Annotated in this window: 29 protein-coding genes; 7 read left to right on the top strand and 22 right to left on the bottom strand. The window is 48.4% G+C overall.

Going from position 1 to position 25,448, the window contains the following annotated elements:
- Positions 1–747: 747 nt before the first annotated feature.
- From FHS17_RS14655 to FHS17_RS14625, 7 genes are all read right to left on the bottom strand, one after another.
- On the bottom strand, positions 748–1,122 hold the full coding sequence (locus FHS17_RS14655) for an ArsR/SmtB family transcription factor (protein WP_167279509.1): 375 nt from the start codon (positions 1,120–1,122) through the stop codon (positions 748–750).
- Position 1,123: 1 nt separating this feature from the next.
- Positions 1,124–1,558 (bottom strand): SRPBCC family protein, encoded by a 435-nt coding sequence (locus tag FHS17_RS14650; protein WP_167279153.1) that lies wholly within the window; start codon positions 1,556–1,558, stop codon positions 1,124–1,126.
- Positions 1,559–1,576: 18 nt separating this feature from the next.
- Positions 1,577–1,975 (bottom strand): hypothetical protein, encoded by a 399-nt coding sequence (locus FHS17_RS14645; protein WP_167279152.1) that lies wholly within the window; start codon positions 1,973–1,975, stop codon positions 1,577–1,579.
- Positions 1,976–2,056: 81 nt separating this feature from the next.
- Positions 2,057–3,139, bottom strand: coding sequence for a PQQ-dependent sugar dehydrogenase (locus FHS17_RS14640; RefSeq protein WP_167279151.1), 1,083 nt, complete (start codon positions 3,137–3,139; stop codon positions 2,057–2,059).
- A gap of 101 nt (positions 3,140–3,240) precedes the next feature.
- Positions 3,241–3,876 carry a DUF2306 domain-containing protein gene (locus tag FHS17_RS14635; protein WP_167279150.1) on the bottom strand — a complete coding sequence of 212 codons (636 nt, stop codon included), beginning with the start codon at positions 3,874–3,876 and terminating at the stop codon, positions 3,241–3,243.
- Positions 3,877–3,962: 86 nt separating this feature from the next.
- Entirely contained in the window at positions 3,963–4,853 is an 891-nt protein-coding gene (locus FHS17_RS14630) for a DUF72 domain-containing protein (RefSeq protein WP_167279149.1), read from the bottom strand.
- Positions 4,854–5,003: 150 nt separating this feature from the next.
- Entirely contained in the window at positions 5,004–5,783 is a 780-nt protein-coding gene (locus FHS17_RS14625; RefSeq protein WP_167279148.1) for a glycerophosphodiester phosphodiesterase, read from the bottom strand.
- 280 nt (positions 5,784–6,063) lie between these two features.
- On the opposite strand from FHS17_RS14625, the gene FHS17_RS14620 reads away from it, so the two are divergent.
- The 3 genes from FHS17_RS14620 to FHS17_RS14610 all read left to right on the top strand — a co-directional run bounded on the left by FHS17_RS14620 (position 6,064) and on the right by FHS17_RS14610 (position 9,354).
- Positions 6,064–7,029, top strand: a complete 966-nt coding sequence (locus FHS17_RS14620; protein WP_167279147.1) for a carbohydrate ABC transporter permease — start codon at positions 6,064–6,066, stop codon at positions 7,027–7,029.
- A complete protein-coding gene (locus FHS17_RS14615; protein WP_341805832.1) occupies positions 7,026–7,865 on the top strand; it encodes a carbohydrate ABC transporter permease in 840 nt (279 codons plus the stop codon). Before FHS17_RS14620 ends, FHS17_RS14615 begins: the two co-directional genes overlap by 4 nt.
- A gap of 79 nt (positions 7,866–7,944) precedes the next feature.
- Positions 7,945–9,354 (top strand): ABC transporter substrate-binding protein, encoded by a 1,410-nt coding sequence (locus tag FHS17_RS14610; protein ID WP_167279146.1) that lies wholly within the window; start codon positions 7,945–7,947, stop codon positions 9,352–9,354.
- A 100-nt stretch (positions 9,355–9,454) separates the two neighbouring features.
- Here the strand turns inward: FHS17_RS14610 and FHS17_RS14605 are convergent, their stop codons facing one another.
- The 4 genes from FHS17_RS14605 to FHS17_RS14590 all read right to left on the bottom strand — a co-directional run bounded on the left by FHS17_RS14605 (position 9,455) and on the right by FHS17_RS14590 (position 14,962).
- Complete coding sequence (locus FHS17_RS14605) at positions 9,455–10,624, bottom strand: aminotransferase class I/II-fold pyridoxal phosphate-dependent enzyme (RefSeq protein ID WP_167279145.1); 1,170 nt, start codon at positions 10,622–10,624, stop codon at positions 9,455–9,457.
- Between the two features lie 20 nt (positions 10,625–10,644).
- The gene (locus FHS17_RS14600; protein ID WP_167279144.1) at positions 10,645–11,556 is read right to left on the bottom strand and encodes a D-alanine--D-alanine ligase; all 912 of its coding nucleotides are present in this window, start codon (positions 11,554–11,556) and stop codon (positions 10,645–10,647) included.
- 39 nt (positions 11,557–11,595) lie between these two features.
- Positions 11,596–13,059, bottom strand: coding sequence for an aminotransferase class I/II-fold pyridoxal phosphate-dependent enzyme (locus tag FHS17_RS14595; RefSeq protein ID WP_167279143.1), 1,464 nt, complete (start codon positions 13,057–13,059; stop codon positions 11,596–11,598).
- Positions 13,060–13,345: 286 nt separating this feature from the next.
- Positions 13,346–14,962: an S-layer homology domain-containing protein gene (locus tag FHS17_RS14590; protein ID WP_243865360.1), complete on the bottom strand. Its 1,617-nt coding sequence runs from the start codon at positions 14,960–14,962 to the stop codon at positions 13,346–13,348.
- A gap of 231 nt (positions 14,963–15,193) precedes the next feature.
- On the opposite strand from FHS17_RS14590, the gene FHS17_RS14585 reads away from it, so the two are divergent.
- Entirely contained in the window at positions 15,194–15,298 is a 105-nt protein-coding gene (locus FHS17_RS14585) for a sporulation protein YjcZ (protein ID WP_167279142.1), read from the top strand.
- Between the two features lie 276 nt (positions 15,299–15,574).
- Positions 15,575–16,204 (top strand): M15 family metallopeptidase, encoded by a 630-nt coding sequence (locus FHS17_RS14580; protein ID WP_167279141.1) that lies wholly within the window; start codon positions 15,575–15,577, stop codon positions 16,202–16,204.
- Positions 16,205–16,600: 396 nt separating this feature from the next.
- Here the strand turns inward: FHS17_RS14580 and FHS17_RS14575 are convergent, their stop codons facing one another.
- The 8 genes from FHS17_RS14575 to FHS17_RS14540 form a co-directional block, all read right to left on the bottom strand.
- A complete protein-coding gene (locus FHS17_RS14575; protein ID WP_167279140.1) occupies positions 16,601–17,209 on the bottom strand; it encodes a polysaccharide deacetylase family protein in 609 nt (202 codons plus the stop codon).
- Between the two features lie 90 nt (positions 17,210–17,299).
- Positions 17,300–17,707, bottom strand: a complete 408-nt coding sequence (locus FHS17_RS14570) for a VOC family protein (RefSeq protein WP_167279139.1) — start codon at positions 17,705–17,707, stop codon at positions 17,300–17,302.
- Between the two features lie 50 nt (positions 17,708–17,757).
- Positions 17,758–18,213, bottom strand: coding sequence for a hypothetical protein (locus tag FHS17_RS14565; protein WP_167279138.1), 456 nt, complete (start codon positions 18,211–18,213; stop codon positions 17,758–17,760).
- Between the two features lie 14 nt (positions 18,214–18,227).
- Positions 18,228–18,659, bottom strand: coding sequence for a hypothetical protein (locus FHS17_RS14560; RefSeq protein ID WP_167279137.1), 432 nt, complete (start codon positions 18,657–18,659; stop codon positions 18,228–18,230).
- A gap of 90 nt (positions 18,660–18,749) precedes the next feature.
- Positions 18,750–19,223: an MEKHLA domain-containing protein gene (locus FHS17_RS14555; protein ID WP_243865359.1), complete on the bottom strand. Its 474-nt coding sequence runs from the start codon at positions 19,221–19,223 to the stop codon at positions 18,750–18,752.
- Positions 19,224–19,252: 29 nt separating this feature from the next.
- Entirely contained in the window at positions 19,253–19,942 is a 690-nt protein-coding gene (locus tag FHS17_RS14550) for an HAD family hydrolase (RefSeq protein ID WP_167279136.1), read from the bottom strand.
- Positions 19,943–20,028: 86 nt separating this feature from the next.
- The gene (locus FHS17_RS14545; protein ID WP_167279135.1) at positions 20,029–20,493 is read right to left on the bottom strand and encodes a heme-degrading domain-containing protein; all 465 of its coding nucleotides are present in this window, start codon (positions 20,491–20,493) and stop codon (positions 20,029–20,031) included.
- Between the two features lie 124 nt (positions 20,494–20,617).
- Positions 20,618–20,881, bottom strand: coding sequence for a hypothetical protein (locus FHS17_RS14540; protein ID WP_167279134.1), 264 nt, complete (start codon positions 20,879–20,881; stop codon positions 20,618–20,620).
- 144 nt (positions 20,882–21,025) lie between these two features.
- Here FHS17_RS14540 and FHS17_RS14535 point away from each other — a divergent pair, with 144 nt between their 5' ends.
- Together FHS17_RS14535 and FHS17_RS14530 are read left to right on the top strand one after the other, a co-directional pair.
- Positions 21,026–21,367 (top strand): winged helix-turn-helix transcriptional regulator, encoded by a 342-nt coding sequence (locus tag FHS17_RS14535; protein WP_167279133.1) that lies wholly within the window; start codon positions 21,026–21,028, stop codon positions 21,365–21,367.
- Between the two features lie 176 nt (positions 21,368–21,543).
- A complete protein-coding gene (locus FHS17_RS14530; protein ID WP_167279505.1) occupies positions 21,544–22,233 on the top strand; it encodes an SDR family oxidoreductase in 690 nt (229 codons plus the stop codon).
- A 159-nt stretch (positions 22,234–22,392) separates the two neighbouring features.
- Here the strand turns inward: FHS17_RS14530 and FHS17_RS14525 are convergent, their stop codons facing one another.
- The 3 genes from FHS17_RS14525 to FHS17_RS14515 all read right to left on the bottom strand — a co-directional run bounded on the left by FHS17_RS14525 (position 22,393) and on the right by FHS17_RS14515 (position 25,301).
- Positions 22,393–23,214, bottom strand: a complete 822-nt coding sequence (locus tag FHS17_RS14525; RefSeq protein WP_208420385.1) for a squalene/phytoene synthase family protein — start codon at positions 23,212–23,214, stop codon at positions 22,393–22,395.
- A gap of 435 nt (positions 23,215–23,649) precedes the next feature.
- Entirely contained in the window at positions 23,650–24,300 is a 651-nt protein-coding gene (locus FHS17_RS14520) for a DNA-binding response regulator (RefSeq protein ID WP_167279132.1), read from the bottom strand.
- Positions 24,301–24,551: 251 nt separating this feature from the next.
- Positions 24,552–25,301 (bottom strand): YheC/YheD family protein, encoded by a 750-nt coding sequence (locus tag FHS17_RS14515; RefSeq protein WP_167279131.1) that lies wholly within the window; start codon positions 25,299–25,301, stop codon positions 24,552–24,554.
- Between the last annotated feature and the right edge of the window lie 147 nt (positions 25,302–25,448).

The following is a 25,448-nucleotide window of genomic DNA, read 5'->3' as shown; positions in this document are numbered from 1 at the left end:
TCCTAAAAAGAATTATCACCCAGGCTAGCTTATCTTAGCTAGCTGTGATGATTCTTGCTTCGAAAGCATTATCCAAAGAATTATCACCCAGGCTAGCTTATCTTAGCTAGCTGTGATGATTCTTGCTTCGAAAGCATTATCTAAAGAATTATCACCCAACCATCGGTCGTGATGATTCTTACTTCGAAAGGATAAAGGCCCACTTATCGAAGTCTATTGTAAGCCAGCAAGCTTGTAAATTGCCAGTATGCGTGAAAACTTTCCATCGGGAGTGAGCATAGAGGCTAATGTCTTTGCACGGCTTACCACCTTTAAGCGTTTGATCGCTGTAAGGATGATTTCAGCCTTATGGCTATCATATCCCCACACAGCAGCTGCTGTAAGGCCGATTTCGGACTTACGGCTCCTAAACAGCCTCAACTATTGCATTTGGACCGAGCTGTAAGACTGAATTCAGCCTTACGGTGATGGTTTCTCCGCGTATTTGCCTCTGTAAGGCTGTTATCAGACTTACAGCTCTCAAGCAGCCTTAGCTATTGCGTTTTGACCGAACCGTAAGGCTGAATTCAGCCTTACGGTTATGTTTTCTCCGTGTATCTGCCTCTCTAAGGCTGTTTTCGGACTTACAAACCAAGAAGGCGCATCCCCCTGACTGATTTGGCCCTGTACATCTCCCACAGCAGCTCCCAGCGCAATAAAAAACCGCGATCTTCCGAGCATAAGCTCGTCCAATCGCGGCTTCTTCCGCTATTCTTCCTGCTTTCCTTCAACAACCTGCAGAGGACCTGACGGCTCGCCGGCTGGCATATCCTCTTCGACGAAGCGCTTGAGCGCCTGAAGCTTGTTCTCCCAGAAGCGCTCGTAGTAGCTGAGCCAGCGCTTCAGCTCAAGCAGTGGTTCCGGCTCCAGCCGATAGCGTGTCTCACGCCCGACTTTGCGCTCCTTCACCAGTCCCGCTTCTGCAAGTACACGGAGATGCTTCGACACCGCCGTCCGGCTCATTGAATAATGACCGCTGATCACATTTACCGGCATTTCCTGATCGACTAGCAGCTGCAGCAGGCTGCGGCGAGTTGGATCAGCAATAGCCTGGAAAACGTCGTGCTTCGGCTCCGCCGCCATATTATCCAGCTTCGACAACGCTGACAAACTTCTTCATGATGCCAACCCAGCCGCCGGCCATATGCTCGCGTACTTGCGTATGCGCTTGTCCAAACTCGGTAACCTTGTCTGCATCCCAGCCGCCATGGATCAGCGTAAACTCGGTCTTGCCGGCTTCCAGCTCTTTCAACTCAAAAGTCAGCGTCCAGTCCTTAGCCCAGTTGAAAGACAAACGGTTCGGAGGATCCACTTCTGTCACTTTACATGGGGATTGGCCGAACTGGCCGGATTCCAGATGGAACTCACAGCCGATCTCCGGCTTGAAATCACTGCTTGGCGGCATGAACCAAGCTGCAATCCCTTCTGGAGTAGATACCGCGTTCCATACTTTTTCAATTGGTGCGTTCACTTCAACTGTCTGACGAACGTCAGGCAATGTGTTTGTCGAGTTACTCATTATTAATCAAACCTCCGATTAGTTTTTAGATTTCACTTTTTCCTTCAGGCGAAAACGAAGCGCTGACCATTTCTCATCCACTGCAACGTTGCTTACCGGCCGGTATGGCGTCGATTCCTGTACAGCAGCTGCAAGAGTATCCCGATTAAGGTCTGATTTCACCTTCGAGCTCTGCTTCGGATAGGTAATCCAAAACACCGCATCTTCCTCAAGCAAAGAAAGCACGCCAGGAAGACTATCCTCAAGTTCTGCCGCATTATTCACGAACAGCTGCACAAACTCAAATGGACCAACTGCTTCCGATCCTGTATCCGAAGCAGCTGCCGTCTCAATCCCAAGACGATAGCCCTCAGGTGCATGGATCACCGAAGCTTGTCCGGACTTATAGCGAAGCTTCTTCACCAATTCCTCATTCATCCTGTACTCGATTCCTCCAATAGGAAACGTTTTGGTTTCGCTTTTCATTATAGGAAACCATTCGGTTTCCTGTCAATAACCTTATTTCGCCAGAAGCAGCAACCGATCATCCTTATCAGATGGTGTCCCTCTGCCATCGGTATTATTCGTGATGACATATATACCGCCATTATGCACCTGAACATCACGCAGCCGTCCTTCACCCTCAAGTACAACGGACATCTTTTTGGTCAGCGTATTGTAGCGAAACAGCTTCTCTCCCCTAAGTGCAGCGATCAGCAAATTGTTACCCGAATTCATCGCAATTCCCGATGGCGCAATGGTATCCTCCCCTGTGTGAAAGACGGGATCAATCAACCCATCACGATGCTCGCCCCCAATAACGACCGGCCAGCCGTAATTCCCTCCAGGCACAATACTATTAATCTCGTCATGCCCACCGGGGTCCCCTGATGGTCCGTGCTCCGCGACAAACAGCATACCAGAGCTGCTCCAAGCAAGACCTTGCGGGTTACGGTGTCCATAGGAATAGACGTAGGAGTCGGGAAAAGGATTGCCTGGCGGAATCGTTCCGTCCAGCTTCATACGAAGGATTTTACCTGCGAGACTTCCCCGGTCCTGTGCCAGCTCGTCTTGACCCGCATCTCCTGTTGTTATGTATAGTAACCCGTCCGGACCAATCGCCATCCGCCCGCCATCATGATTAAACGAACCCGGAATACCTTCAAGCAGCACCTTCGACTCGGTCCAAGTGCCCTTCTCCAGCTTCAACACAATGACACGGTTCAGAATTTTGCCGTTCTCTTCATAAGTATGGTAGGCATAAGCCTCCTTCGACTTCTGAAAATCAGGAGCAAGAAGGAAACCGAGGAAGCCTCCTTCACCCTCAGCATGAACGTTCTTACGGAACTCGACGGGCATACGTGTCTGCTTCCCATTTTCAACCCGCACAACATTACCGTCTCGCTCGCTAATATAAATTACGTCACCGTCAAAAGCGATCACCCACGGCGCCTGAAGCTTCTCCGCCACAACTTGGTAAGAAGCCTGTTCACCAGATACTTGCGTGCCTCCTGTTTTGACAGACGACTTATTACCGTCACAGGAGGTAAGCCATAATGCCCCTACTGCAAGCAAAACAACGGACATTAACCTCTTTTTCATTCCCATCACTCCTCTATTCCATAGTTACAGAGGCTGACTGAGCTTGATGTACTTACTCTTATTGTGGTCAAAAAAGATGAAAAGAAAAGACCCTGAAGCGGTCATTCTGATGTCCGTTCCGGGTCTGTCATCCTTGTCCTTATAATTAGCTCAGCAATCAGCAGCAATAAAATAATCGTGCTGTACACCGCAATCGTATAGCTTGTTGTATAGGTGATGCCGAATCCCTTGTTCATGACCGATGTAATCACGTGTATGAACATATTTGTGAACACAAATGCATAACTGCGGATCATCCACTTCCGATGGGCCTCGACTTCTTTTTTCCGAATCTTCACGATTGCTATAACGGTAACTGCCAACCAAATGATATTCACCATATTAAAAGCGACACTGTTGATCTTCCCGCCTGTCGAGTATGGGGCCATGTATCCGGAGGTCAGATCAACCACAGCTACAGCAGTCACGTACACATAGCCGATTTTGCGGTGAACCTTCGCGTAGTTCATTCTTATCCATCTCGAAAAATTTAGCAGTCCCGCAATCATCGCCACGCAGGCACCCGCAATGTGAACATCCATAACCTTGAGCCAAACAGAAACATGCTTCATGTTTGTTTTATGACCAAGGAACCCGGACGCCTCGGGATCACGAATGAAGTTACTATAAGTCGTATATAGAATAAAGACACCGGACACGATGGCCATGGCCAAGTATAATGTTCTTGTTTTTTTCATAAAACAACCTCGCTTAACCCAGCTAAAATAACATCTCTAAGTGTACCACGAGGTATGCCAGCTTCATGCTGCATATTAAGGCGGTATTAGAACAGATCGAGCTGCTCATATTGGGGAGGCTCTTCAATTGGTTCAAGCGGGTCCCGTCCGTCAGGGCGGAGCAATCCAAGCTGGTTCATCATTTGCTTCGCGTTATCCGCAGCATCACCGCCGGAGTTGTTGTTGAAAATTACGCAAATATGCTCACTTTTCTCCTGAAGCTGCCCAAGATAATCCGCCCATTGCTGCAGCTCGTCCGAGTTATAGCGGTACAAATAACGGACATCCCGCCAGTTCGGCGCGCCGCCCTGATTCCAGCCGCTCGCATTACGGCCATGAAACCGAACCACTGTCATAGCCGCATCCGTTGTTTCAAGCACAGTTGGAATCGACCCCAAACCTGCCTGCGGCTCATCACATACGCTATGAATCCAGCCTTCCTGACGCATGAAATCTAGCGTCCGCTCCCGGTACTCGGGTATAAACCAGCTCTGATGCCGGAACTCCAGCGCAACAGGGATGCCTTCCATCCGCCGCTTCGTCTCGCGCAGCAGCCGCACATTGTCCCGTGTGCAATCAAACCAAGGCGGGTACTGGAACAGAGCGGCTCTAAGACGCCCAGCTTCCATCACAGGCTCAATCGACTCGCGGAAAGCCGCAAATGTAGCATCCGGATCATTGGCCGCAGCAGCCGCTGCCGGGCCACGCTGATGGCCAGTCATCCCTTGATAGGCTTTTATGATAAAATGCAGCGACTCCGGCGTCTCCTCCGTCCACTTGGCGAACCGCTCCCGCGGTTGAATCGCGTAGAAACTGCTATCCACCTCCACCAGAGGAAAATGCTTCGCATATTCCTTCAGACGATCCTTTGCTTTCACACTTGGACCATAGAGCGCATCCTGATCTCCCCAGCCCGCAAGCCCGATATGTATAGGCATCTCATTCACCGCCCCTCTAACATTAACTATTAGTCTAGTATCTCGCACAAGCGCCTTCCTTCATACTATACCCGCTGCCCAGTCGTCTGCAACGTTCCAACTTCGTTGAAAAACAGTTTGTCATTGCAAAAAAAGAACAGCCTGCACGGGTTATCCGTGCAAGCTGTTTGTTGTGCCTATGAGATTAAGCCGGCTTAGATGTCCCTTCAATCGACCCGGATAATCGGTAATGATGCCTGTTACGCCAATAGAGAGAAGCCTGTCCCAATCAGCAGAACGATTGGCCGTGTAAGGATAGATGTGAAGCCCCGCTGCGACCGCATCTTCGGCATCGCATGCCCCGATGAGGCCATGATGCGGATGAAGCGACCAGACCTCCGTCTCCAGCAGCGCTGCATATGAAGCATGATGGATGAGATCTGCAGCATACAGCAGTCCGATGCGAAGCTCCGGTTCTGCCTGCTTCAGCCTAAGAAGCAGTTTGTGGTCGAAGGAGGATACGACTGTGCGATCTATCCGATTGTTGCCGCGCAGGTAGTTCAGCAGAACTTCATCAAAAAGCGCTCCTCCGGAATCCTTCACTTCAACATTGATTTCAATGTGCTCCGGGAGCAGGTCATAGACTTCCTCCAGAAACGGAACTCGTTCCCCGGCAAAGGAAGGCGAGAACCAGCTTCCCGCATCCGCCTCACGGATAACATCCGAATGCAAGGAGCGTATCGCCCCGGAGATATCTGTCGTCCGGTCCAGCGTATCGTCATGACAGACGATGAGCTTGCCGTCCTCCGACATATGGATGTCCAGCTCTACCATATGGCTTCCTTGCTCAGCTGCAAGCCTGAAGCTTGCCAGTGTATTCTCTGGCGCTTCTCCGGCTGCGCCTCTATGCCCAATTACGATTGGACTGTTCACCATTATGCTTTGCTCCATTTCCCCTAACATCCTTTTGTCTCCTCCCGGCACGGGCTTCATTTCATTACAATTGGCAATCCCGTTGATCACGATTATAGACCCTCTCGTAAAGTCTGTCCCTGCTAAAAGGTAATGTAAATAAATCTTTAGAAAGATACGGTTCATTTTCAATAAAACGTTATCACCTTTCCTAATCTTAATAAAACGCTGACATTGAGGTTACAAAAGGTCGTTATTGTTGGACTTGCCAAGCCGAATCCGGCTAAACAATCTCTAGGAAGGGCGGTTTCAGTCACATATGAACACATCCCTCTATTCGGACAAGTCTAGTCAAGTCTTGTCTCCGGCCTCCGTAGTCTCGGCCGGAACCACGAGCAACGCAGGCAGGTTAAGACGGTTGCGGGAGCAGCTGCTAGGTTACCTGTTCCTGTCACCTAGCCTGGTCGTATTCATCTTGTTTTTATTTTACCCGATGGTTCGGTCCGTCTATTTGAGCTTTCAGCTCACCGATCCTCGCGGCAGAGTAGCCGCTTATGTGGGTTGGGACAATTATTCACGGATGATAGAATCCTCCGCTTTCTGGAACAGCATCTGGATCACGGTCAAATTCACACTGCTGACTGTTCCTGCCGGACTTGTCCTTGGCTTGCTATGCGCCAGCCTTGTCCATTCCACAGGCAGAGGAAGCAAGATCTTCCGCTTTATCTTCTCCATTCCGCTGGCACTCTCGGTCGGAACAGCATCTATTCTGTGGATGATCCTGTACCATCCGTCACTCGGCATGCTTAATTACTTGCTTGGTGAATTCGGTATCGGACCAATTGAGTGGCTGACCGATCCCGGATCGGCTCTTGGTTCCGTCTCCCTTATGACCATATGGATGAATTCGGGGTTTCCGTTTGTCCTGCTCCTCGCTGCCATTCAGGGACTCGACAACGATGTCATGGACAGCTCACGTATCGACGGCGCTTCGATGTGGAGAACATTTTTCTCCATTAAGCTGCCACTGCTGTCGCCGACACTCTTCTTCCTTGCGGTAGTGTCCATCATGAGCGCCTTCCAATCGTTTGGGCAAATCAATATTCTCACCCGCGGGGGACCTGCTGACTCCACAAATGTACTGGTGTACTCCATATATCGGGAAGCGTTCATCAATTACCAGTTCGGAACCGGCAGTGCGCTGGCCATCGTCCTGTTCATCTTGATGCTTCTCTTGACGGCGGTACAATTCCTCGCACTTGGAAAGAAGGTGCATTACCAGTGAAGGCACTTAGTCATCCGCGTAATCCGCTACGGTTATTCAGCCATTACGGCCTGCTTATTCTCTTAACGCTTCTCGTGCTGGGACCACTGCTGTATCTGCTTACTCAGATCTTCATGACTCCGGACGAGGCAAGCCAATATCCGCCTAAGCTGCTTCCTTCCGGTCTTTACACGGGAGAGCTGAAGAACGCGATCGAAACCGTACCTATTTTCGGCTTTATCTTCAACAGCTTTGTTCTGGCGACGGCGATTATGGTGCTTCAAGTCCTAACTGCCGCTCTCGCCGCTTACGCATTCGTATATATCCGGTTTTCTGGCAGCCGCTTCTGGTTCGCCTTGTTCATAAGCACCATGATGATTCCATGGGAAGTAACGATTATTCCCAACTATTTAACGGTCAAAAGCTGGGGTTGGCTCGATTCGTTCCAGGGACTTATTGTGCCGTTCGCAGCCTCGGCATTTGGTGTGTTCCTGCTCCGTCAGTTTTTCATGCAGCTGCCCCGTGAGCTTTTCGAAGCGGCGCGCATCGACGGCTGCGGGCATTTCCGTCACTTTGTTTCCGTCGTGCTGCCGTTATCTGGACCAGCTGCTGCATCGCTTGCTGTATATGTGTTCCTGAACGGATGGAACCAGTACTTATGGCCGCTGCTCACTACGAGCAGTGATGCCATGAGAACGGTCCAGATCGGAATCGCTATGCTCCAGTTTGAGGAGTTGACAAGCTGGAATCTTGTCCTTAGCGGTGTGGCGCTCGTTCTGGTGCCTTCTTTCGTTCTTCTGGGGCTTGGCTTGAAGCCGCTTGTGCGTGGCATAACCGCTGGCGCGGTTAAGGGCTGAATTTGATCCGGGTACTCGTCCTACGGGACTTACCACATATATAAATATTTTTTCAAATGGAGAGGGAGAGGGATTCAACATGATTAATCGCAATTGGAAAATGGTATTACCTGTGGCGGCTATGCTCGTGCTGCCTCTATCTGCATGTGCATCAAATCCGAATAACGGCGCTCAAAACAACGATCCGTCACCTACTGTATCAGCTTCCAATACGGAGAGCACGGCTAATGCTGGTGCAGCTTCCACGGAACCAGCCAAAGAGCCGGTCAAGGTGGTCTGGTGGCATTCCATGAGCGGCGAGCTTGGCACAGCGGCGGACAAGCTGGTCAGTGACTTCAACGCATCACATCCGGACATCAAGGTAGAAGGTGTCTTCCAAGGCACTTATGACGAGAGCTTGAACAAGCTCAAGGCTTCCATGGATTCAAAGTCCGGCCCTTCCTTAATCCAGGTGTATGAGATTGGTTCGAAATTCATGATCGATTCCGGTGCGGTTACGCCCGTGCAGCAATTCATCGATGAAGAAAAATATGACGTGTCAACGCTTGAACCAAATATTAGCAGCTACTACACGTTTGACGGCAAGCAGTACTCCATGCCTTTTAACACTTCCAACCCTATTCTTTACTACAACAAGGACCTGTTCAAAAAAGCCGGTATTGAAAATCCGCCAACCACTTACCAAGAGGTTGCTGACGATGCCAAAAAACTGACCGAGGGCAACGTAACAGGAGCGTCCTTTGCCATCTACGGCTGGTTCATGGAGCAACTGCTCGCTAATCAGGGCAAGGACCTCGTCAATAACGGCAACGGCCGCGAGAGCTCCGCTACGGAATCACTCGTGAACCAGGAAGCAGCTGCGACTACGCTGACTTGGTGGAAGAGCATGGTAGATAACAAGTCGGCTCTGAATCTTGGACGCAAGACAGATGATACAAAGAAAGCGTTCCTGGCCGGCCAAATCGCCATGACGCTGGATTCCACTGCATCGCTGCGCGGCATCGTTGATGGTGCAGCAGGCAAGTTCGAAGTTGGCACAGCCTTCCTTCCGAAGCCTGACACCTCTTCCGAAGGTGGTGTTGTTGTAGGTGGTGCGAGCTTGTGGGTTCTGAATAACAAGTCGGCTGAAGAGCAGAAGGCTGCTTGGGAATTCATCAAGTATCTGGCTGAGCCAGCTGTTCAAGCGGAGTGGCATATCAGCACAGGTTACTTCCCAATCACAACAAAAGCTTATGACGAGCAAATTGTAAAAGATAATTTGGCGAAGTATCCACAGTTCCAGACAGCTGTTGACCAGCTTCATGCCTCCAAGCCAAGCACAGCAAGCCAAGGCGCCGTTATGGGCGTATTCCCAGATGCTCGCCAGACGGTGGAAGGTGCGATCGAAGAAGTATTCTCAGGCAAGAAGGATATTAAGGCTGCGCTTGATGATGCGGCAAAACAAATTACAGAGAAGATCGATATCTATAACAAGACGGTATCCAAATAAGCAGCGAAAGCTGCTTCAAACAGAAACAGCCCTTGGGACATATACTCCCAAGGGCTGTTTTTTGTTTTATAGCCGATTGTTACTTTGCTAAAAGGCAAAACTACACTTCCGTTCTGATCCAGCGGCTTATACGTTCCAACGCTTCAGTCAGATTCGTTACTGAGGAAGCATAGGAGCAGCGGATGAAGCCCTCTCCGCCTCGCCCAAACACCGAGCCTGGCACAGCAGCTACCTTCGCTTCCTGCAGCAGCCGCTGAGCGAACTGCTCGGAGCTGAGACCCGTTGAAGCAATGGATGGGAAAGCGTAGAACGCACCCTGCGGATCGCGGCAAGTAAGCCCAATCTCGCTCAAGCCCTTGATAAACAACCGCCGGCGCTGATTAAACGCTTCAACCATTTCATCCTTATCCTCCATGCAGTTCCGCAAACATTCAATTGCCGCAACCTGACCGATAATTGGAGCACAAAGCGCCGTATACTGATGGATCTTCGTCATCGCCGCGATCAGCTCCTGACCACCACATGCATAACCTACCCGCATTCCTGTCATGGCAAAAGCTTTGGAGAAGCCGCTGATCACAACCGTCCGCTCCTTCATCCCTGGCAGAGAAGCAAAGCTCGTATGCTTGCTGTTATACGTCAGCTCGGCATAAATCTCATCGGACAATACGATGAGGTTATGCTCTTCCACAAGCTTAATGATCGGAAGCCAATCTTCATACGTCATGACTGCCCCCGTCGGATTGCTTGGGAAGTTGACGAAGAGCACTTTGGATCGAGGGGTAATGGCCTGCCGCAATGCCTCTGCCGTCAGCTTGAACGATTGGTCCGCTGTCATCTCCAGCTCTACAGGGACCCCTCCGTTCAACGTGCAAATTGGTGCGTAAGCAATGTAACCAGGTACTGGAATAATCATTTCATCGCCAGGCTCGAGAATCGCACGCATTGCCAGATCAATCGCCTCACTTCCGCCTACCGTAACCAGCACTTCCTTGGCCGGTTCATAGCTTACACCGAAGTTTCCGTGCATGTACGCTGCAATCTCTTCCCGCAGCTCCATCAGCCCTTCGTTAGGCGTATACATCGTCCGGCCCCGCTCAAGTGCGCGGATACAGGCTTCTCTGGCCAGCTTTGGCGTTGCAAAGTCCGGCTCCCCAACCCCAAGCGATATGATTTCCTTATTCCCCTCAGCCGCGTTAAAAAACTTGCGAATGCCCGATGGCGGCAAATCGCGTACAAGCGGCGATACCCAAGTGCTCTTCGTCAGCATATTAATCTCTCCCTAGCCGACTATTTCTCTTTTCTCTCCTCAAGAGAATAGTCGATGATGTAATCAAGCAGCTCGCTGAATGTGATACCAGCTGCCTTTGCCGCTTTTGGCAGCAGGCTGTTCTTCGTTAAGCCTGGCAGCGTATTTGCTTCCAGCACATATGGAACTCCGTCTGTAATAATCATATCGATACGTGCGTACACGCTGCATTTTAGTGCTTTATAACAGCCTAAGGCAGACGCTTCAACGCGTGCATGCACATCGGCAGGCAATTCGATAACTTGCTCTGTCGCTCCGCCATCTTGGTACTTGGACTCGTAATCGAAGAAATCTGAGTTCGCTTGAATCGATACGATTGGCAGCAGCTTGCCGTTCAGTACGGCACATGTAATTTCATCCCCGCCAACGAACTGCTCGATCATGACGGACTCATCCCAATGCAAGGCTTCCGCTACCGCTTCCTCAATGGCTTCCTGCGACTTTACTAGACGTGTCGCAATACTAGAACCACCTGAGTTAGGCTTAACGACTACCGGCAGGCCAAGACGCTCTACGTTCGCCGCTGCGAGTTCTTCCATGCTGGCGACATTAATCCAATCTGCTGTCAGGATGCCGTCAAAGCGGATCAGCTTTTTGGCCAACTCTTTATCCATACTCACACTGCTCGACAACACGCCGCAGCCAGAGTAAGGAATACCCAATGATTCCAGAGTCCCCTGCACAGTACCGTCTTCGCCGTATTTGCCATGCAGTGCAAGCAGTGCAAAGTCGATGCCTGCTGTTTTATCAATCAAATCGCGTTTGCTGTTAATCTCGATCGGCAATACTTCGTATTTGCTGCGATCCAGATTCGCGATCATTTCTTGGCCTGTTAATAACGAAATTTCTCTCTCGGACGAAATACCGCCCATAATAACTCCGATTTTCTTCATGATGTGTTTAGCCTCCTAAAAAATTTTCACAGAAAATTGTTAATACCCTAAAATATCTTTCGCAGTCTTGCCTATGATTTGAATCCCTTTGACGATATTCTCATCGGATACGCGGGAGAAACCAAGCCGCATCGTATGCTGTCCTCCACCATCGGTGTAGAAAATATCGCCTGGCGTGAACAACACGCCTTCATCGGTACAAGCCTGCAGCAGTTCCCTCGTGGAGAATGCCTCTTCAAACTCAACAAACAGGTGGAGTCCTCCATCGCCTGAAAGCCTCTTTAGCGGCAAATACGTCTTGCAGCTTTCCACAGCCAGCTCATATTTGCGCTTATACTCCGATTTGGCTCGCTTTAGGTATTTCTCGAAATTGCCGTTATGAAGATACTGATACAGCAAAGACTGATCGAGTGTCGACGTATGGATCGTGCGTGCACGTTTGACGCTTTCGAGGTAGTCGATCAGCTCTTTATCCGCCAGAATCCATCCGACTCGAAGGCCGGGGAATAGGATTTTAGAGAAGCTGCCTAAGTAAATCGTCCCGTTATTTCGATTGCCGCCATAGGCGATAAGCGGAGCGACATGAGCACCAGAGTAACGCAGCTCTTCGTTAAACCCGTCTTCAATAATTGGGATTTGACACTCGTTCAGCAAACGGATCGTCTCCGCCCGCTTCACATGGGACATCACAATCCCTGTCGGGTTATGGTACGAAGGGACAAGATAAGCAAGATCGTATTCCCGCTTGCCAAGCTCGTCTTCAAGCTGGTCTAGGCTAATGCCGTCAGGCTCCATATCTACGCCAGTAATGGCGAATTGGTGCATCTTTATATTTTTTATTGCCGTATGGTGAGTGGGGTTTTCACAAAGCGCATTCCCGCTGCGCTTCCCTAGTGCAGACAGGACAAGATCGAACCCTTCCGTAAAGCCATTTGTAATAAGCATATCTTTGCCAGCCAGCTCGACACCTTTATTCTCCATATAACGCATCAGGAAATCGATCAACGGTTTGTAACCTTTGGCATAGCCATAATTCAATATAATGTTGCCTTCAAGTGACATCCGGTCGAGGAATGCACGCTTTACATTTTGCAGATCAAACAGCTTCTCATCCGGAGCGATACTGGTAAAAGAAATAGCCCCCCGCTTCGCGCGGATGCCATGCTTCATCAGATCATGCTCCTCGGCTGTGCGGGCAAAGTTGCTAACCAGGTCCCGCCATTCCAGCCTTTTGCCACTTCCATCTTCAGCAGCAACGCCGCCCGCCGATTGAGTGACAAAGTTGCCCCTGCCTTTAACGGCATAAATAAAGCCTTCTTCCACTAAATCCGCATAAGCGGTCACGATTGTATTGCGGCTGACATTCATCAGCAGTCCTAGTTCTCGTGTGGACGGGAGCTTCTGATTCGCCTGCAGCGCGCCCGTTATCATTAGCCGTTTCATATAGTCCTTAACCTGCATCGATACCGGCCGATCGCCCGCAAATTGAATATCAGAATACACCCGATCACCTCCTAAAAAGAATTGCCGCTGCTCTTTGGCGGCGATTCTTACTTCGTAAGCATAAGCTTAAAGAATTGCCGTCGCTTTTGACGGCGATTCTTACTTCGTAAGCATAAGCTAAAAAGAATTGCCATCGCTTTTGGCGGCGATTCTTACTTCGTAAGCATAAGCTTATCATGGCAATGGCCGTTAACAAAAGAACCACGCCAGACGTCTTTCGACTCTGGCGTGGTTCTTAGACAAGTTATTTAGATAAGTTAATGAATAATGGCATGAAATTGATGAGTTAGTCAAAAGATAATCCGTAGAAACGTTCCGCATTACTAAGGCTTGTGTAAATATCTGGGCTTGCGCCTCCCATATACCAATAAGCAAGGCCAGCCAGATTATGATCCATCACCGTTTTATACTTGGCAGCAAGAGATCGACCGTCCTCCACCCATATTTGATGCTTAAGGGTGTTTAGCTGATAAGAGACCGTGTATTGCTGCACAGCAGCGTCCCAGGTCGGCCTTAGAGCTCGCTTTCGGACTAGACTATCCTGCTCAACCAATGTCAGCTCCGAAGCTATAACACTGCCGTCTTTGGCGATCGTCCAGTCCCGATTGTAATAAGGCAATGCCAGAATGACTTTTTTAGCAGATACGACTTTGAGCAGCGTTGTCACGGCATTGTTCACGTAAGGCATTGATGAAACTGACCCCGCCTTCGGGCTGGTGCTCCAATGTTCGTCATAAGCCATCATAACAATATAGTCAGCCACCGCGCCAAGCGCTTGGTAATCGAAGCCATCCGTCCAGTCACTTCCTAGATCAGGGGAAACACAGACAGAGACAACAGCACCAATCTTGTGCAGCTGCGTACTTAGTTCCGTGATAAAAGCCGTCATCGACGCGCGATCCGCAGGAGCGAGATTTTCGAAATCAATATTAAGTCCCTTGAGCCCATATTTCTGTACGTAACTCGTCAGTTGACTTACAACTTTCCCGCGGTAAGTTACGTTAGACAAATTCTGATGCGTAACTTCCTGGTTCGAACGGTTGCCGACCATCGCCCAGATCTGCCTCTTATTTTTGCTCGCCCACGTGACGAGTGATTGATCTGCATTATCTGCTACCACACCATTTGGATCGAAAAAGAACCACCTTGGCGATAAAGTTGTCACCTTGGCTTGGAAGACAGATTGTTCGAATTGAGCAGTCGTTTGGCCATATTGCCAGCCCATCTGGATCCGCGTCGCATTTGATTGCTTATTAAGTGCTGCAGCCCATTTCACATTTTGCAGTACACGATCAATGACCGCAGCCATTTCCTGCCTGCTCATTCCGTCACTAGGGCGGAATTGATCATTCTCGTCACCACTCATTAGTCCAAGTGTCCGGACGGCGCCAACTGCCGAATCCGCCCAGCTTGCGATCTCTTCTTCATCTACATAAGCCGATGTCGAACCATTAATACCTGTCTGATTGAGCGCTCTGACCAGCAGAACCGCTGCCTCCTGCCTGGTAACAGCCTTCGCTGGTTCAAAGGTATGTGCACCTGTCCCATCAGCTAGTCCAACCTGGACAGCGGCTGTGACCGCATCATAATACCAGGCTTTTTCCGATACGTCCTTAAACGGGTTAATTGCACTATGAACAGGCTCTATTCCAAGAACTCGATCGAGAATGATAACGAACTCAGCACGTGTAACTGATTTTTTTGGTGAGAAGGTACTCTCTGTGGTACCACTTAATATTTCTTTATTATATAAACGTACTATGGCATCCTTCGCGAAACTGCCTGCGATGTCGTTAAAAGGCAGCTTGTTAGAACTTGCTGCAGCACCTGCCGATATTGCCCCCATGAAACAAGACACAGCCGCAGCACCTGCGATCCATCTCTTAAACTTGTCCTGAATCAAGAGATTGTCCCCCTATTAGCTATAGATACTCTCTTCATGGTAACAAAGTTCAACCTTCGGATCATCGGCAAGAAAATGGCAATCAGCGTTTACGGCTGCTGTCCGTCCGGTACAGGCATCATTAATGTGCATTTATAATTAGTCAAATGCCTCAGGAACAAACACCCAAGCACCATGGAGCAAATCGTCATAACTTATAGAGTACTCAAGACGTAAGGAGGTGCATGTATAATGTCCGGTTACGTTGGTGGTGTTAACTCTACAGGTTTCATCCTGGTGCTTTTCATACTGTTGGTGATCATTATTTGTGGTTGTGGCTTTGGCGGTTACCGTTAATTAATCCAATAATCGCACCAGCAGAAGCACCTTAATCCTCACTCAGAAGGCCCATTTTATGGGCCTTTTGTGTTTTTTAAAGAGACTGCTTCCGATCACTTTAACTGCCCACTCGCCAGCCAGTTCCAAAGCAACTCCCCTACCTTGGGCGGGGGTAGCATGTCCTTCACTATGTTACAATATAACGATCCGAACGTTTAATGACGTACATAATTGCGCATGATAGATAGAGAGAGTTATAGATTACTAGAGATAGATTGGAAGGAGAAGCAAGCAATGCTCGAACCTATGTCCCGGCGAGAAGCCACGGTTGGCCGAATAAACCCGCCTTATATGAGACCGGCGCAGAAGCGCAACAAAGTAATGACTTCACTCATTCTGATCGCTATTATCATAATGGGCTGGAGATGGATAGATTCTATACAGGACCAACCGGCACCAGCCGCACCGGAAGCCGAACGAAGCACGTCGATCACCTCCCTTAACCCAATTGTTGCACAGAAAGCGGATGCACTTGTCGCCCAAACCGGCAAGATCGGTATCAAGATCCTGATCACGGATGACTATCGCTCAAGCGAGGAGCAGAATGTTCTCTACAAACAAGGACGTTCAGAGCCTGGACAGGTGGTGACGAACGTCAAAGGCGGCGCTTCATTCCATAACTATGGGCTGGCAGTCGACTTTGCGCTTGTGAAGCCTGACGGCGATGTGATATGGGATATGAAATATGACGGGAACAGCAACGGAAAGGCTGACTGGATGGAAGTAGTTACAACCGCGAAAAAACTTGGTTTTACCTGGGGTGGAGACTGGACAAGCTTCAAAGATTACCCCCATCTGCAAATGGACTTCGGCTATTCAATAAAAGATCTGCAGAAAGGCAAGCGCCCTCCTACTGCAGAGTAAAATAAAAAAAGCCATGACCTGCTGCGATTGCAGCGGGTCATGGCTTTTTGTTTTGCAGGGCATCTGCCAAAAGCTTCATTCACCGGGAGTTTACCCCCTTAACGATGCCGCGCATCGTTAAGCTACCTCCAAACTGCGGCAAACCATCCATTCTCCCGGTTTTTCACACCCTTAACGATGTCGTGCATCTTTAAGAGCGATGAATGAAGCCAATTTAGCACGCTTAACGATGTCACGCATCGTTAAGCTACCTCTAAACTGCCCCAAACCGGTCAATCTCCCGAGTTTTTACGCCTTAATGATGTCGCACATCATTAAGGGTGATGAATGGAGCCAATTTAACTAGCTTAACAATGCCGCATCGTTAAGCCACCAATTGTCTTCGCAAGTATAAACTTACTCCCCCATACGAAGCAGTTCACTCACCGTCACTAACCGATAACCTTTTGCTGTCAGCTCCTTCGTGAGTACACGTACCGCCTCCACTGACTGTGAACGGTCGCCGTAACCGTCGTGGAAGATCAGCACACTTCCATTACGGACGGTGTCACGCGTATGGTCGAGAATATGCTGGACGCCAGGCATGTCCCAGTCCTTCGCATCCATGTTTAATGCCCCTAGTGCTGGATAGCCTTCCCGAACTAGAAGGGCATGAACTCTCTCGTCACCTGCCAAATAAGGAAGCCGCATTGTGGCAGCACGCGAACCTGTCACTTGCTTGATAAGCTCCTCCGTACGGGACAACTCGCTTAAGATTTCTTCATCAGACAGCTCTGTCATATTTGGATGTGTATACGTATGATTACCGATCTCATGCCCTTCTTCATGAACAAGCCTAGCAGTCTCCGGATGGGCAGCCATCTGCTCGCCGATCATATAGAAGGTCGCCTTACCGCCGGCTTCAGCAAAAATCTCAAGCAATTGCGGAGTATAAGTCGGATTTGGACCATCGTCGAATGTAAACGCAACCACTTTGTTCGTCGTATCCACCATTTGAATATTCATAATGCTGTTTCCCCCTTCAAATCAGTTATTGTAAAAAAGACTACCTATATCCTCTCCTGTCAGCAGGAGCTGCGAATAGTCACTATTTTATTAAACCTGTGCCTTCGGCTCTGTGCTGATCTGCCATTTGATGCCGAATTGATCTTCCAACCGGCCAAACAACGTACCCCAGAATTGCTTCTCAAGCGGCATAATAACACGCCCGCCTTCAGACAGATTAGCAAATGCCTGCTGCGCTTCTTCGTCCGCCTTGAACTCCAGGTTCAAATCATAGCTGGTGCTGCGTCCCGGAGGCTCGTGCATCGTATCGGCAATGTAGAAGGTAACACCTGCGGCTTTGAAAACCATATGTATGATCCTGTCCTTCATCGATTCATCCGTGCCCGGAGCTTGTCCGTAGGTCATTTGATCAATGATCTCACCACCAAGCGCCTGCATATAAAATCCCGCTTGTGCCTTGGCATCTTCCGAATAAAAGTAAGGTGTCAGCTTTGCCATTCGACTATACACGTCCTTTGTCCATAATTGAGTTCTTCATCTATTCTAGCCTACACCGCTCGATAGCTTACAATCAAGACAATATGAAGCAATAGCAGCAGCCCCGCTCCGATTCCTGAGAAAGGCCAATGTCTGCGGATAAGAAAAGAAGCTCCAAACACGATCATCGACATGAATGCCCCAACCGAGCCAGCAATCACAATAACTGTAGCATCCCACCAGAAAAACGGAACAAAGCCTCCCATCAAGTAAAATACCGGCAGAAAGAAGCTACGTCCTCGCCTCGTTAAGCGTGCCAAATAATCAGCCAAGATAGAAAATAACAAAGCATATCCATAGAAAAAGGTCCAGACCGGATAACCGATCAACTCCCTGCTAATTGCTGACCATACCTCCGGATTGAAGCCCATGAACATAAAGTAAAAGACAAGCAGCCCTACTCCTACACCAAACAGCTTGGAAGACACATATTCAATTAGCCAACGCCATGATATCGATTGCGGCATAAATTCATCCCTTTTCAACTTAAAAGCAATCCAAGATAGAGAAGTAACAATAGAGCAGCACCAATCCCCGAATATGGCCAATGCTCTTCAATAAGATATGAGGCTATTAAGACGATTAATGACATAAAAGCTCCAATTACACCTGCAATCATAATGAGTCCCGGCCCTCCTATAAGAAAAGGAAAAAAGCCGCCCAGAATATATAGCACCAGCGCACTAAAACTGCGTGAATGCCGCACTGTGCCTGATAAATAATCAGCTAAGAGGGAGAATAGAAGCCCATACCCATAAAAAAAACAAAAAGGAATAATCAATTGTTTGCCTGTACATTGCTCCAAATGAAAACCTGAAAAAATCAGCAGAAAAACAAGCAGTCCAACTCCAACGCCAAACAGCTTGGCAGAAAAATATTTGATAAATCTGTACCATGGTATCCGAATCAACATAAAGGCACCATTCCTTTAAATAAAGTATGGAACGCCTTTATCGTATCAAGACTATTGCTGCCCGTGCAGTTCTAACTTTTGTAGAACCCCTTATAGGTTCCGGTAATCTTGGAAGGTTGCCGCTTGCCCACGATAGACTCCGTCCTCATCTACCAAATTCCAAACGGTTGCATTGACGATATAGAAACGCCGCCCTGTGCTGGAGATCCGAATGCCAGTGTAATTGTCGACATAACCATTCGCTGTAACTTGCGTGAAAAACCGCTCACGCTCCGCCCGCTCCATAGGCTCAGCTGTTAAACGGGACGGTGTGCTCGTCATTTGCTCCCAGTCCATCTCCCAAAGCTCCAGCGCCATTCGGTTGCCGTAATTCAATACCGGATCCTTCTCTGTACCGTGCGATAAAATAACCCGTGAAGCGTTAAAAAGCTGCTCCTCTAAGCCCTTCTCTGTATCCAATTCTACATGCACCAAATCTTGGCCTGTCCATCTGCGAAAGCTGTCCAGGAGCAGCTTATTGTGCTCGTAGGTTGCTCCTATCCCTGAAAGTGGTCTGTTCATCATTGTAGCCCTCCTTGCTGTTATCCTTTGTTCTATTCCATAGCCTGAAGCATCCACTGCTCTGCCTCTGTTAAATCATGACAAATAAAGTCCGGCTTCGCCCCTTGTGGCTGCCGCTTATGCAGCCGATTCAACCAAATCGTATTAATGCCTAGCTTATTTGCACCGCCAACATCACTTACATAAGAGTCACCGATATGTACGATCTCCTCCGGCTTTAAGCCGCATCTTCTCATAGCTTCAAGGAATAACTCCGGGCGAGGCTTATAAGCCCGTACGTCTTCACTCGTCAGAACATCTGTGACCTCAATGCCGTGAAAAGCAGCCGCAGCTGCAATATCAGCTGTATCGATATTAGATAAAATAAAAATCGGGAGATGGCTGAAAGTCGTGAGGAACGAGAGCGTATCCTCATATAACTCGGGCCTCATCCAATGCTCAAACTGCTGCCCGATAAGCTGCTTTGCCGAACTGCCAGATTGGAAATATTCAATAGTCTCAGTAAGCGACTGTAGTCCAAGTTCCCTCTGACTTTTGAAAGCATCCCCATAGCTGACGGAAAACAAGCTGGAGAGCGACTTCCACCAGTATTGACCGATCTCCCGAGCGTCGCAATCAACGGAAGAGCTTTGACGAATCTCCTCGTAGATCGGAGGCAAAATATCGTCATCCTCATGCACTAGCGTTCCATAAAAGTCGAGAAATATCGCCTTTATCCTCATCGGCAGCCTCCAAATAACGAATGAAAAAACACCCCAGTATTCAAGATGCTGAATCGGAGGTGTTTGTTCTTTGCGTAATTATGTATTTATTTCACCAAAAACTTACGGATCCCGTCAACCGCCGCTTGATGATCTTCCTCACCAGTTAGACCGGATACCGTAATAGTGCCGATCTTTCCTTGGCCGCGGACAACAATCGGGAACGAGCCGCCTTCCCCTTGGTATTCCGACAGTGGAAGACCGGAGCTTTCCGGGAAAGTTGTCCCTTGATCACGGAACATCTCACCAACATATAAAGAGCTGTGGCCAAAATGGTTCACAACATTTTTCTTCGTATTCACCCAATAAATATTTTCCTTTGAAGTACCCGCCATGTAATGGGTATAGAGCGGATGCTCATCGTTCTCGATATGTACGGCGATCCCTTTGCCAATAACATCCTTCGCATGCTGCACGACGATATTTCCTAATTGCAGTGCATCATCATGCGTAAATGAGTCGAACTGCAGCTCTTCTTCCTGCGCAAGTAATGTTTTCATCAAATCGTTCATGGTTACTTCCTCTCCCTGCATCCGATTGCTAACAACCACATCTTACTATAAAAAGCCTCCTCTTGGATACCGTATGGCTTGGCCATACCTGGCCCTTCCAATCGGCTCCAGGAGGCCGAGCAGTTTAAATATCCTGTGCCAAATGCGGTTTGCTGTAATGACTGATGCCGCCTGAGCCTACGATGACTTTGCCGCCCTTGTTAAAGGTAATCAGCTTTCTCGCCCCTGTAGTCAGCAGCACCGTCACTTGAGCATGGTTTCTTTGTGCAATATAGACGACATACCCGCTTCTCGTAATGACTGTCTTCCAGTTCTTATCGAATTCCGATCGAACAACCCGATTCGAATAGACCTGGTTTTCCAGCACACCTTTACCTTTAAAGCCCATGTCCACTCCCCCTTTTACTAGAGAATACTTGCCTTTTATCGTATTCAGGGATTGGTAATTGGCTTGGACATGTACGCCTACACAGCAGCCTATTATGATGCTACTATGAGAGAAATAAAAGGGTCAGAAAAGGATGGTTTCAGCATGCTAGAACCGATTGTATTAAATAAAGGGACTCCCGGTGAGCCCTGCCCGATTGAAGCCACACTAGACATCATCGGTACAAAATGGACGTTTCTTATTGTCCGTGATCTGCTGCTGGAAGGAACCTTGCGTTTCAGCGATCTTCTGAAAGGAATGGAGGGCATCAGCCCCAAGACGCTGTCGCTAAGGCTTAAAGAACTGGAGGCACAGGGCATCGTTAAACGAACCGTATATCCGGAGGTTCCTCCAAGAGTGGAATATATGATAACTGAGCGAGGCAGGCAGTTGGAAAGTATTTTTATAGAGCTGAAAAGGTTTGGACTTACCCTGCAAGGAAAATAATTTCAGCACCGTGTATGCCGCATTGTCAGTCAAAACTTACTTTTCGGAAACTATATGAATAAAATAACACTACTTCCCAAATGGAATTATTGAAGCTATGCTTTGCTCATCGAAAGATTAGTTTCAAATCATTTCCACTTGGGAGGAATCGGTATGCTGCATAATCAAAGGTTGTTATTATTGGAGGGAGCTCGGGAATTGGACTGGAAACGGCACGGCAAGCTCTTGAACAAGGCGCTGATGTGGTCATCGCAAGTCGCTCAAAGGCAAAGCTGCAGGCAGCTAAAGAACAGTTAAATGGTTCTGTTTCCATTCATGTACTGAATACGACGGATGAAGAACAAGTGAGAGGGTTTTTCGAGGAGATCGGAAGCTATAATCATTTGGTAATCAGCGCAGCGGAGACATCGGGAGGTAAGTTTCTGGAGACAGACTCTGAGGCATCCCGCCAATTGTTTGAGAATAAGTTCTGGGGGCAATATTATGCGGCCAAATATGGAGCTTCACAGTTGACCGCAAACGGATCAATTACTTTGTTTTCTGGAGTGGTCGCTTATAAAAAGATGGTTGGTTCCGCGGCGCTTGGTGCGGTGAATGCCGCCATTTCGAATCTCGGACAGACGCTTGCCCTTGAGCTAGCTCCAATTCGCGTTAACGTGGTTTCGCCTGGTATTATCGATACTCCATCTCGCAGCAAGATGTCGCTGGATGCCCGCGAGCAATTTTACGATACGATTGCCGATAAGCTTCCGGTGAAACGTGTTGGCTCTGCATCCGATGCCGCTCAAAGCGTATTGTATCTAATTCAGAATACTTTTGTTACAGGAACCGTCCTTCATGTGGATGGCGGGCATAGACTAATTTAGGCAACTGGAATCGTTTGGTTAATATTTGTAACATATTCGCAATCTAATGTTCATCTTTCTTTAATGAACATCGCCTATAATAGGTCTCAACCCCCCTTTTAATAATATAAATACTTAGCCCCACAGCCCGATGCTGTGGGGCACTTTCTTTTTATAAGGTTACTTGATCTTGCTGACGATCTTCAGCACGGCATCCCGAGTCAGTTTATTGCCGCCGATAGCAATAAGGTTAGTCGTAGCATGTGCAAGCGACAATGGAATTTGGCAGAAGCTTCGCGCAGGACCTTTTTTCAAATCAGCAAGATATTCATCTGCCTTCTTCAGGTTGCGGCGAGTGTAACGCAGCATATCCTTCAAATCCCAGCCATCCGGGAAGAAGTCAACACCACGCTCCAGATCCTCCGCACGGTTGCGCATAATATTAACCGCTTGCAGACCACGGCCAAATGCTACTGCTTTGTCCCGGTCAGTCTCGGTTCCGTCATACCAGCGCCAAATATCGGACAACATCTCGCCAACCATACCAGCAACGCTGTATGTGTATTTGTCCAAATCCTCTTCCGTATGGATATTCCACGACGTGCCAACCCACTCCGACATCTGCTCGGCCATCATCCTAATATAGTTGAATACCGTCGGTGCGATGCCTGCGGGGCAAAGCTGCGCCCATTCGTTCATTCGCAAAGTTACTTCTGGCAGCGCATCGCGGTGAGGCTCCCATAACTGGTGAAGCGCTTCCTCCATGTTTGGCGATTTCATCGCCTCAGCTACTCCAAGCAGCAGTTCTTTCTTGATGGGAGCTGGCATTTTCTCGTCATCCTCGACCTCATCAATCGCTCTCATACAGAGGTAAGCAGACGACACTGCTTCTCTCAATTCAGGTATCAGCTTGCTGATTGGAATATAAAAAGTCCGGCTTGTCAATTTCAACATCGTCATTGCATCGTTCAACATAATGTTCGTAATGGGAATTCCCTCCATACCACGGTAATCTCACGTAAACTCTATGTATCCATCATACTTTAACGGTTCCCCAAAAGTAAAATATTCGACGTAATTCGACCCAATTATAGTCTAAAAGGAGCTGATTTTTAACCGAAAAACTCGCGGGAGGGTATCTTCATGATATTCCGTATCGTTATGAGGCTCTTTTCAATCCATTTCACGAGTAAAATGAGCCTTGTCATACTGCTTAACGATGCGCGACATCGTTAAGATGCTGTTTTCCTGCTTTTGCACCTACCTTAACGATGTGCCGCATCGCTAAGAGGTCTTTTTCTTCCCATTCTACAGGAGAAATGGGATAATTCGCTCTGCTTAACGATGTGCGACATCGTTAAGATGCTGTTTCCCCACCTTTTCACCTGCCTTAACGATGCGCGACATTGTTAAGCTCTATACCAACTGACAATCAACTTACCGAGCAAGCTTTCTTTTCCCTGTGCGGTAATAACGAATGCGCTCCCCTTTAGATGCAGATATGAGATATTGTTTACTTACCAGATCCTGCATGAGTTTTCTCGCGAATTGCGTGCTGATGCCTAGCATGGTACTTATCTCAACTGGCGATACAGGCTTTGATTGGTAAGATACGATTCGAATTACCTCTCTTTGTTGAAGCGTAATGTCCTTCTGTATTTCTTGACTATATAACTTGCCTAATAATTGCTGGATCATTTGCTGGCACTGACGTGGTCTCTCCTTCACATCATCAAATGAAAAACGAAGCAGCCGCCAATCATCAAGTATCAAATGGTTTTGCCGCATCAAACGATCTGCGAATCCTCGTCGATCAATGTCACGGTTATGTGGACCATATCCGTCTATCTCTATTGCAATTTTATGCGGATGCCGCAAGTAGGCAAAATCCAGAAATCTTACACCATCTTTAAAATCATTGACCTCATACTCCCCGTTCAAATCCTCAAGCTGTCCAAATACCGGCCACCAAACCTGTTCCAAAAATAGTTTCTCCGCATGACCATGCTCTCGAAGACGCCGCTGCCGTTCACTGCTCCCAGCTACCATTTGCTCCTTCAACCACTCATCATAAGACACCTCGTACATACAAATCCTCCTCTGAAAATAAAAATAACCGCCCCTCTCCGTCAGTGACGGAAAAGAGCGGTGTGCTTCACACGCTGTTTAACTTCCATTATACACCATCCATTGTTGTTGTAACTACGCTTCCAGTTCATTCATCCACCCGGATATGCTTCACCAAAGAAGCAATCTGCGCGTACAGTCTTCGATAGCGTGGTAGCGGAACAACTGGAACTGTCGCCTGATTGTATTTGCTTTTATAACTACGCTCCAGCTCACTCTTCCGCCCGGATATGCTTCACTGAAGAGGCAATCTGCGCGTACAGCTTTGGATTGGCGTGGTGGCGGAACAGCTGGAACTGAGGCCTGGTGTTAGCTTCCAGCAGCCAAATGTTATTGCTCTTATCGATAGCGATATCAAGGCCAAGCTCACTAATCAGCGGGAAATGCTTTTTCATCCCCAGCGCGATCTTGTAAGCATAATCGCGCAGCTTTTTCTCCCATGGCTCGCATTCCTGCTTCGTGATGCCCAGCGCATGATGCAGCCGAATCGCTTTTCCGCCGCTGCTGCGATTGGTCACAAACCGGTTAGGTGCTGCCACCTTGCCCATAACGCCAAAAAACTTCCACGTTCCATCCCTCCGCAAATGCATTAGGATACGAAAATCAATAGGGTTCCCATCGATCTGAATCAGATCAATGCCTTGCTGCATAATATATCTTTTCGATCCGATCAATTGCTTCAGCTTAAAGGCCGCCACCTTCGTACTTTGGTAGGAATAACTTTTCCCTTCGGTACGAATGACAACTGTTCCGTCTTTATAGGTGACTTTCATAACGCCCTGACCCTTCATACCGAGATCCGGCTTCACGAACAGTACAGGATAAAGTTCAATCATGTTAATGAAGCCTTTAAGCGTGAACTGCTCCGTATCCGGCAGTAAATCCGAAATTTCCTCTTCACCTGACAGCGCCACGTGCTTTAACCATTTTCTCCCCGGATATTTAATCATATAGCCTTTCATGTTGGAATCTCCTCCGTTGGCAACAGCGGTTACATGTCCTTATACATTAGGCTAATCGCTTGCTCCATACTATTCCTTGAATGAGTAAAAAGTACCTTCAATAGCCTCCTGCCCGTTTAGGAATAGGCATTTATCCCATGCCGGACA

Source organism: Paenibacillus lupini (genome assembly GCF_011761355.1).
Lineage (GTDB): Bacteria > Bacillota > Bacilli > Paenibacillales > Paenibacillaceae > Pristimantibacillus > Pristimantibacillus lupini.
The sequence above is the reverse complement of the archived record's forward strand: the minus strand, read 5'-3'. Positions and strand labels throughout refer to the sequence as shown.

Bases quoted from the DNA above. Each gene is read 5' to 3' on its own strand.
- FHS17_RS14655 (WP_167279509.1), bottom strand. From the start codon at position 1,122: ATGGCGGCGGAGCCGAAGCACGACGTTTTCCAGGCTATTGCTGATCCA.
- FHS17_RS14650 (WP_167279153.1), bottom strand. From the start codon at position 1,558: ATGAGTAACTCGACAAACACATTGCCTGACGTTCGTCAGACAGTTGAA.
- FHS17_RS14645 (WP_167279152.1), bottom strand. From the start codon at position 1,975: ATGAATGAGGAATTGGTGAAGAAGCTTCGCTATAAGTCCGGACAAGCT.
- FHS17_RS14640 (WP_167279151.1), bottom strand. From the start codon at position 3,139: ATGAAAAAGAGGTTAATGTCCGTTGTTTTGCTTGCAGTAGGGGCATTA.
- FHS17_RS14635 (WP_167279150.1), bottom strand. From the start codon at position 3,876: ATGAAAAAAACAAGAACATTATACTTGGCCATGGCCATCGTGTCCGGT.
- FHS17_RS14630 (WP_167279149.1), bottom strand. From the start codon at position 4,853: ATGCCTATACATATCGGGCTTGCGGGCTGGGGAGATCAGGATGCGCTC.
- FHS17_RS14625 (WP_167279148.1), bottom strand. From the start codon at position 5,783: ATGGAGCAAAGCATAATGGTGAACAGTCCAATCGTAATTGGGCATAGA.
- FHS17_RS14620 (WP_167279147.1), top strand. From the start codon at position 6,064: ATGAACACATCCCTCTATTCGGACAAGTCTAGTCAAGTCTTGTCTCCG.
- FHS17_RS14610 (WP_167279146.1), top strand. From the start codon at position 7,945: ATGATTAATCGCAATTGGAAAATGGTATTACCTGTGGCGGCTATGCTC.
- FHS17_RS14605 (WP_167279145.1), bottom strand. From the start codon at position 10,624: ATGCTGACGAAGAGCACTTGGGTATCGCCGCTTGTACGCGATTTGCCG.
- FHS17_RS14600 (WP_167279144.1), bottom strand. From the start codon at position 11,556: ATGAAGAAAATCGGAGTTATTATGGGCGGTATTTCGTCCGAGAGAGAA.
- FHS17_RS14585 (WP_167279142.1), top strand. From the start codon at position 15,194: ATGTCCGGTTACGTTGGTGGTGTTAACTCTACAGGTTTCATCCTGGTG.
- FHS17_RS14580 (WP_167279141.1), top strand. From the start codon at position 15,575: ATGCTCGAACCTATGTCCCGGCGAGAAGCCACGGTTGGCCGAATAAAC.
- FHS17_RS14575 (WP_167279140.1), bottom strand. From the start codon at position 17,209: ATGAATATTCAAATGGTGGATACGACGAACAAAGTGGTTGCGTTTACA.
- FHS17_RS14570 (WP_167279139.1), bottom strand. From the start codon at position 17,707: ATGGCAAAGCTGACACCTTACTTTTATTCGGAAGATGCCAAGGCACAA.
- FHS17_RS14565 (WP_167279138.1), bottom strand. From the start codon at position 18,213: ATGCCGCAATCGATATCATGGCGTTGGCTAATTGAATATGTGTCTTCC.
- FHS17_RS14560 (WP_167279137.1), bottom strand. From the start codon at position 18,659: ATGTTGATTCGGATACCATGGTACAGATTTATCAAATATTTTTCTGCC.
- FHS17_RS14555 (WP_243865359.1), bottom strand. From the start codon at position 19,223: ATGATGAACAGACCACTTTCAGGGATAGGAGCAACCTACGAGCACAAT.
- FHS17_RS14550 (WP_167279136.1), bottom strand. From the start codon at position 19,942: ATGAGGATAAAGGCGATATTTCTCGACTTTTATGGAACGCTAGTGCAT.
- FHS17_RS14545 (WP_167279135.1), bottom strand. From the start codon at position 20,493: ATGAACGATTTGATGAAAACATTACTTGCGCAGGAAGAAGAGCTGCAG.
- FHS17_RS14540 (WP_167279134.1), bottom strand. From the start codon at position 20,881: ATGGGCTTTAAAGGTAAAGGTGTGCTGGAAAACCAGGTCTATTCGAAT.
- FHS17_RS14535 (WP_167279133.1), top strand. From the start codon at position 21,026: ATGCTAGAACCGATTGTATTAAATAAAGGGACTCCCGGTGAGCCCTGC.
- FHS17_RS14525 (WP_208420385.1), bottom strand. From the start codon at position 23,214: ATGGAGGGAATTCCCATTACGAACATTATGTTGAACGATGCAATGACG.
- FHS17_RS14520 (WP_167279132.1), bottom strand. From the start codon at position 24,300: ATGTACGAGGTGTCTTATGATGAGTGGTTGAAGGAGCAAATGGTAGCT.
- FHS17_RS14515 (WP_167279131.1), bottom strand. From the start codon at position 25,301: ATGAAAGGCTATATGATTAAATATCCGGGGAGAAAATGGTTAAAGCAC.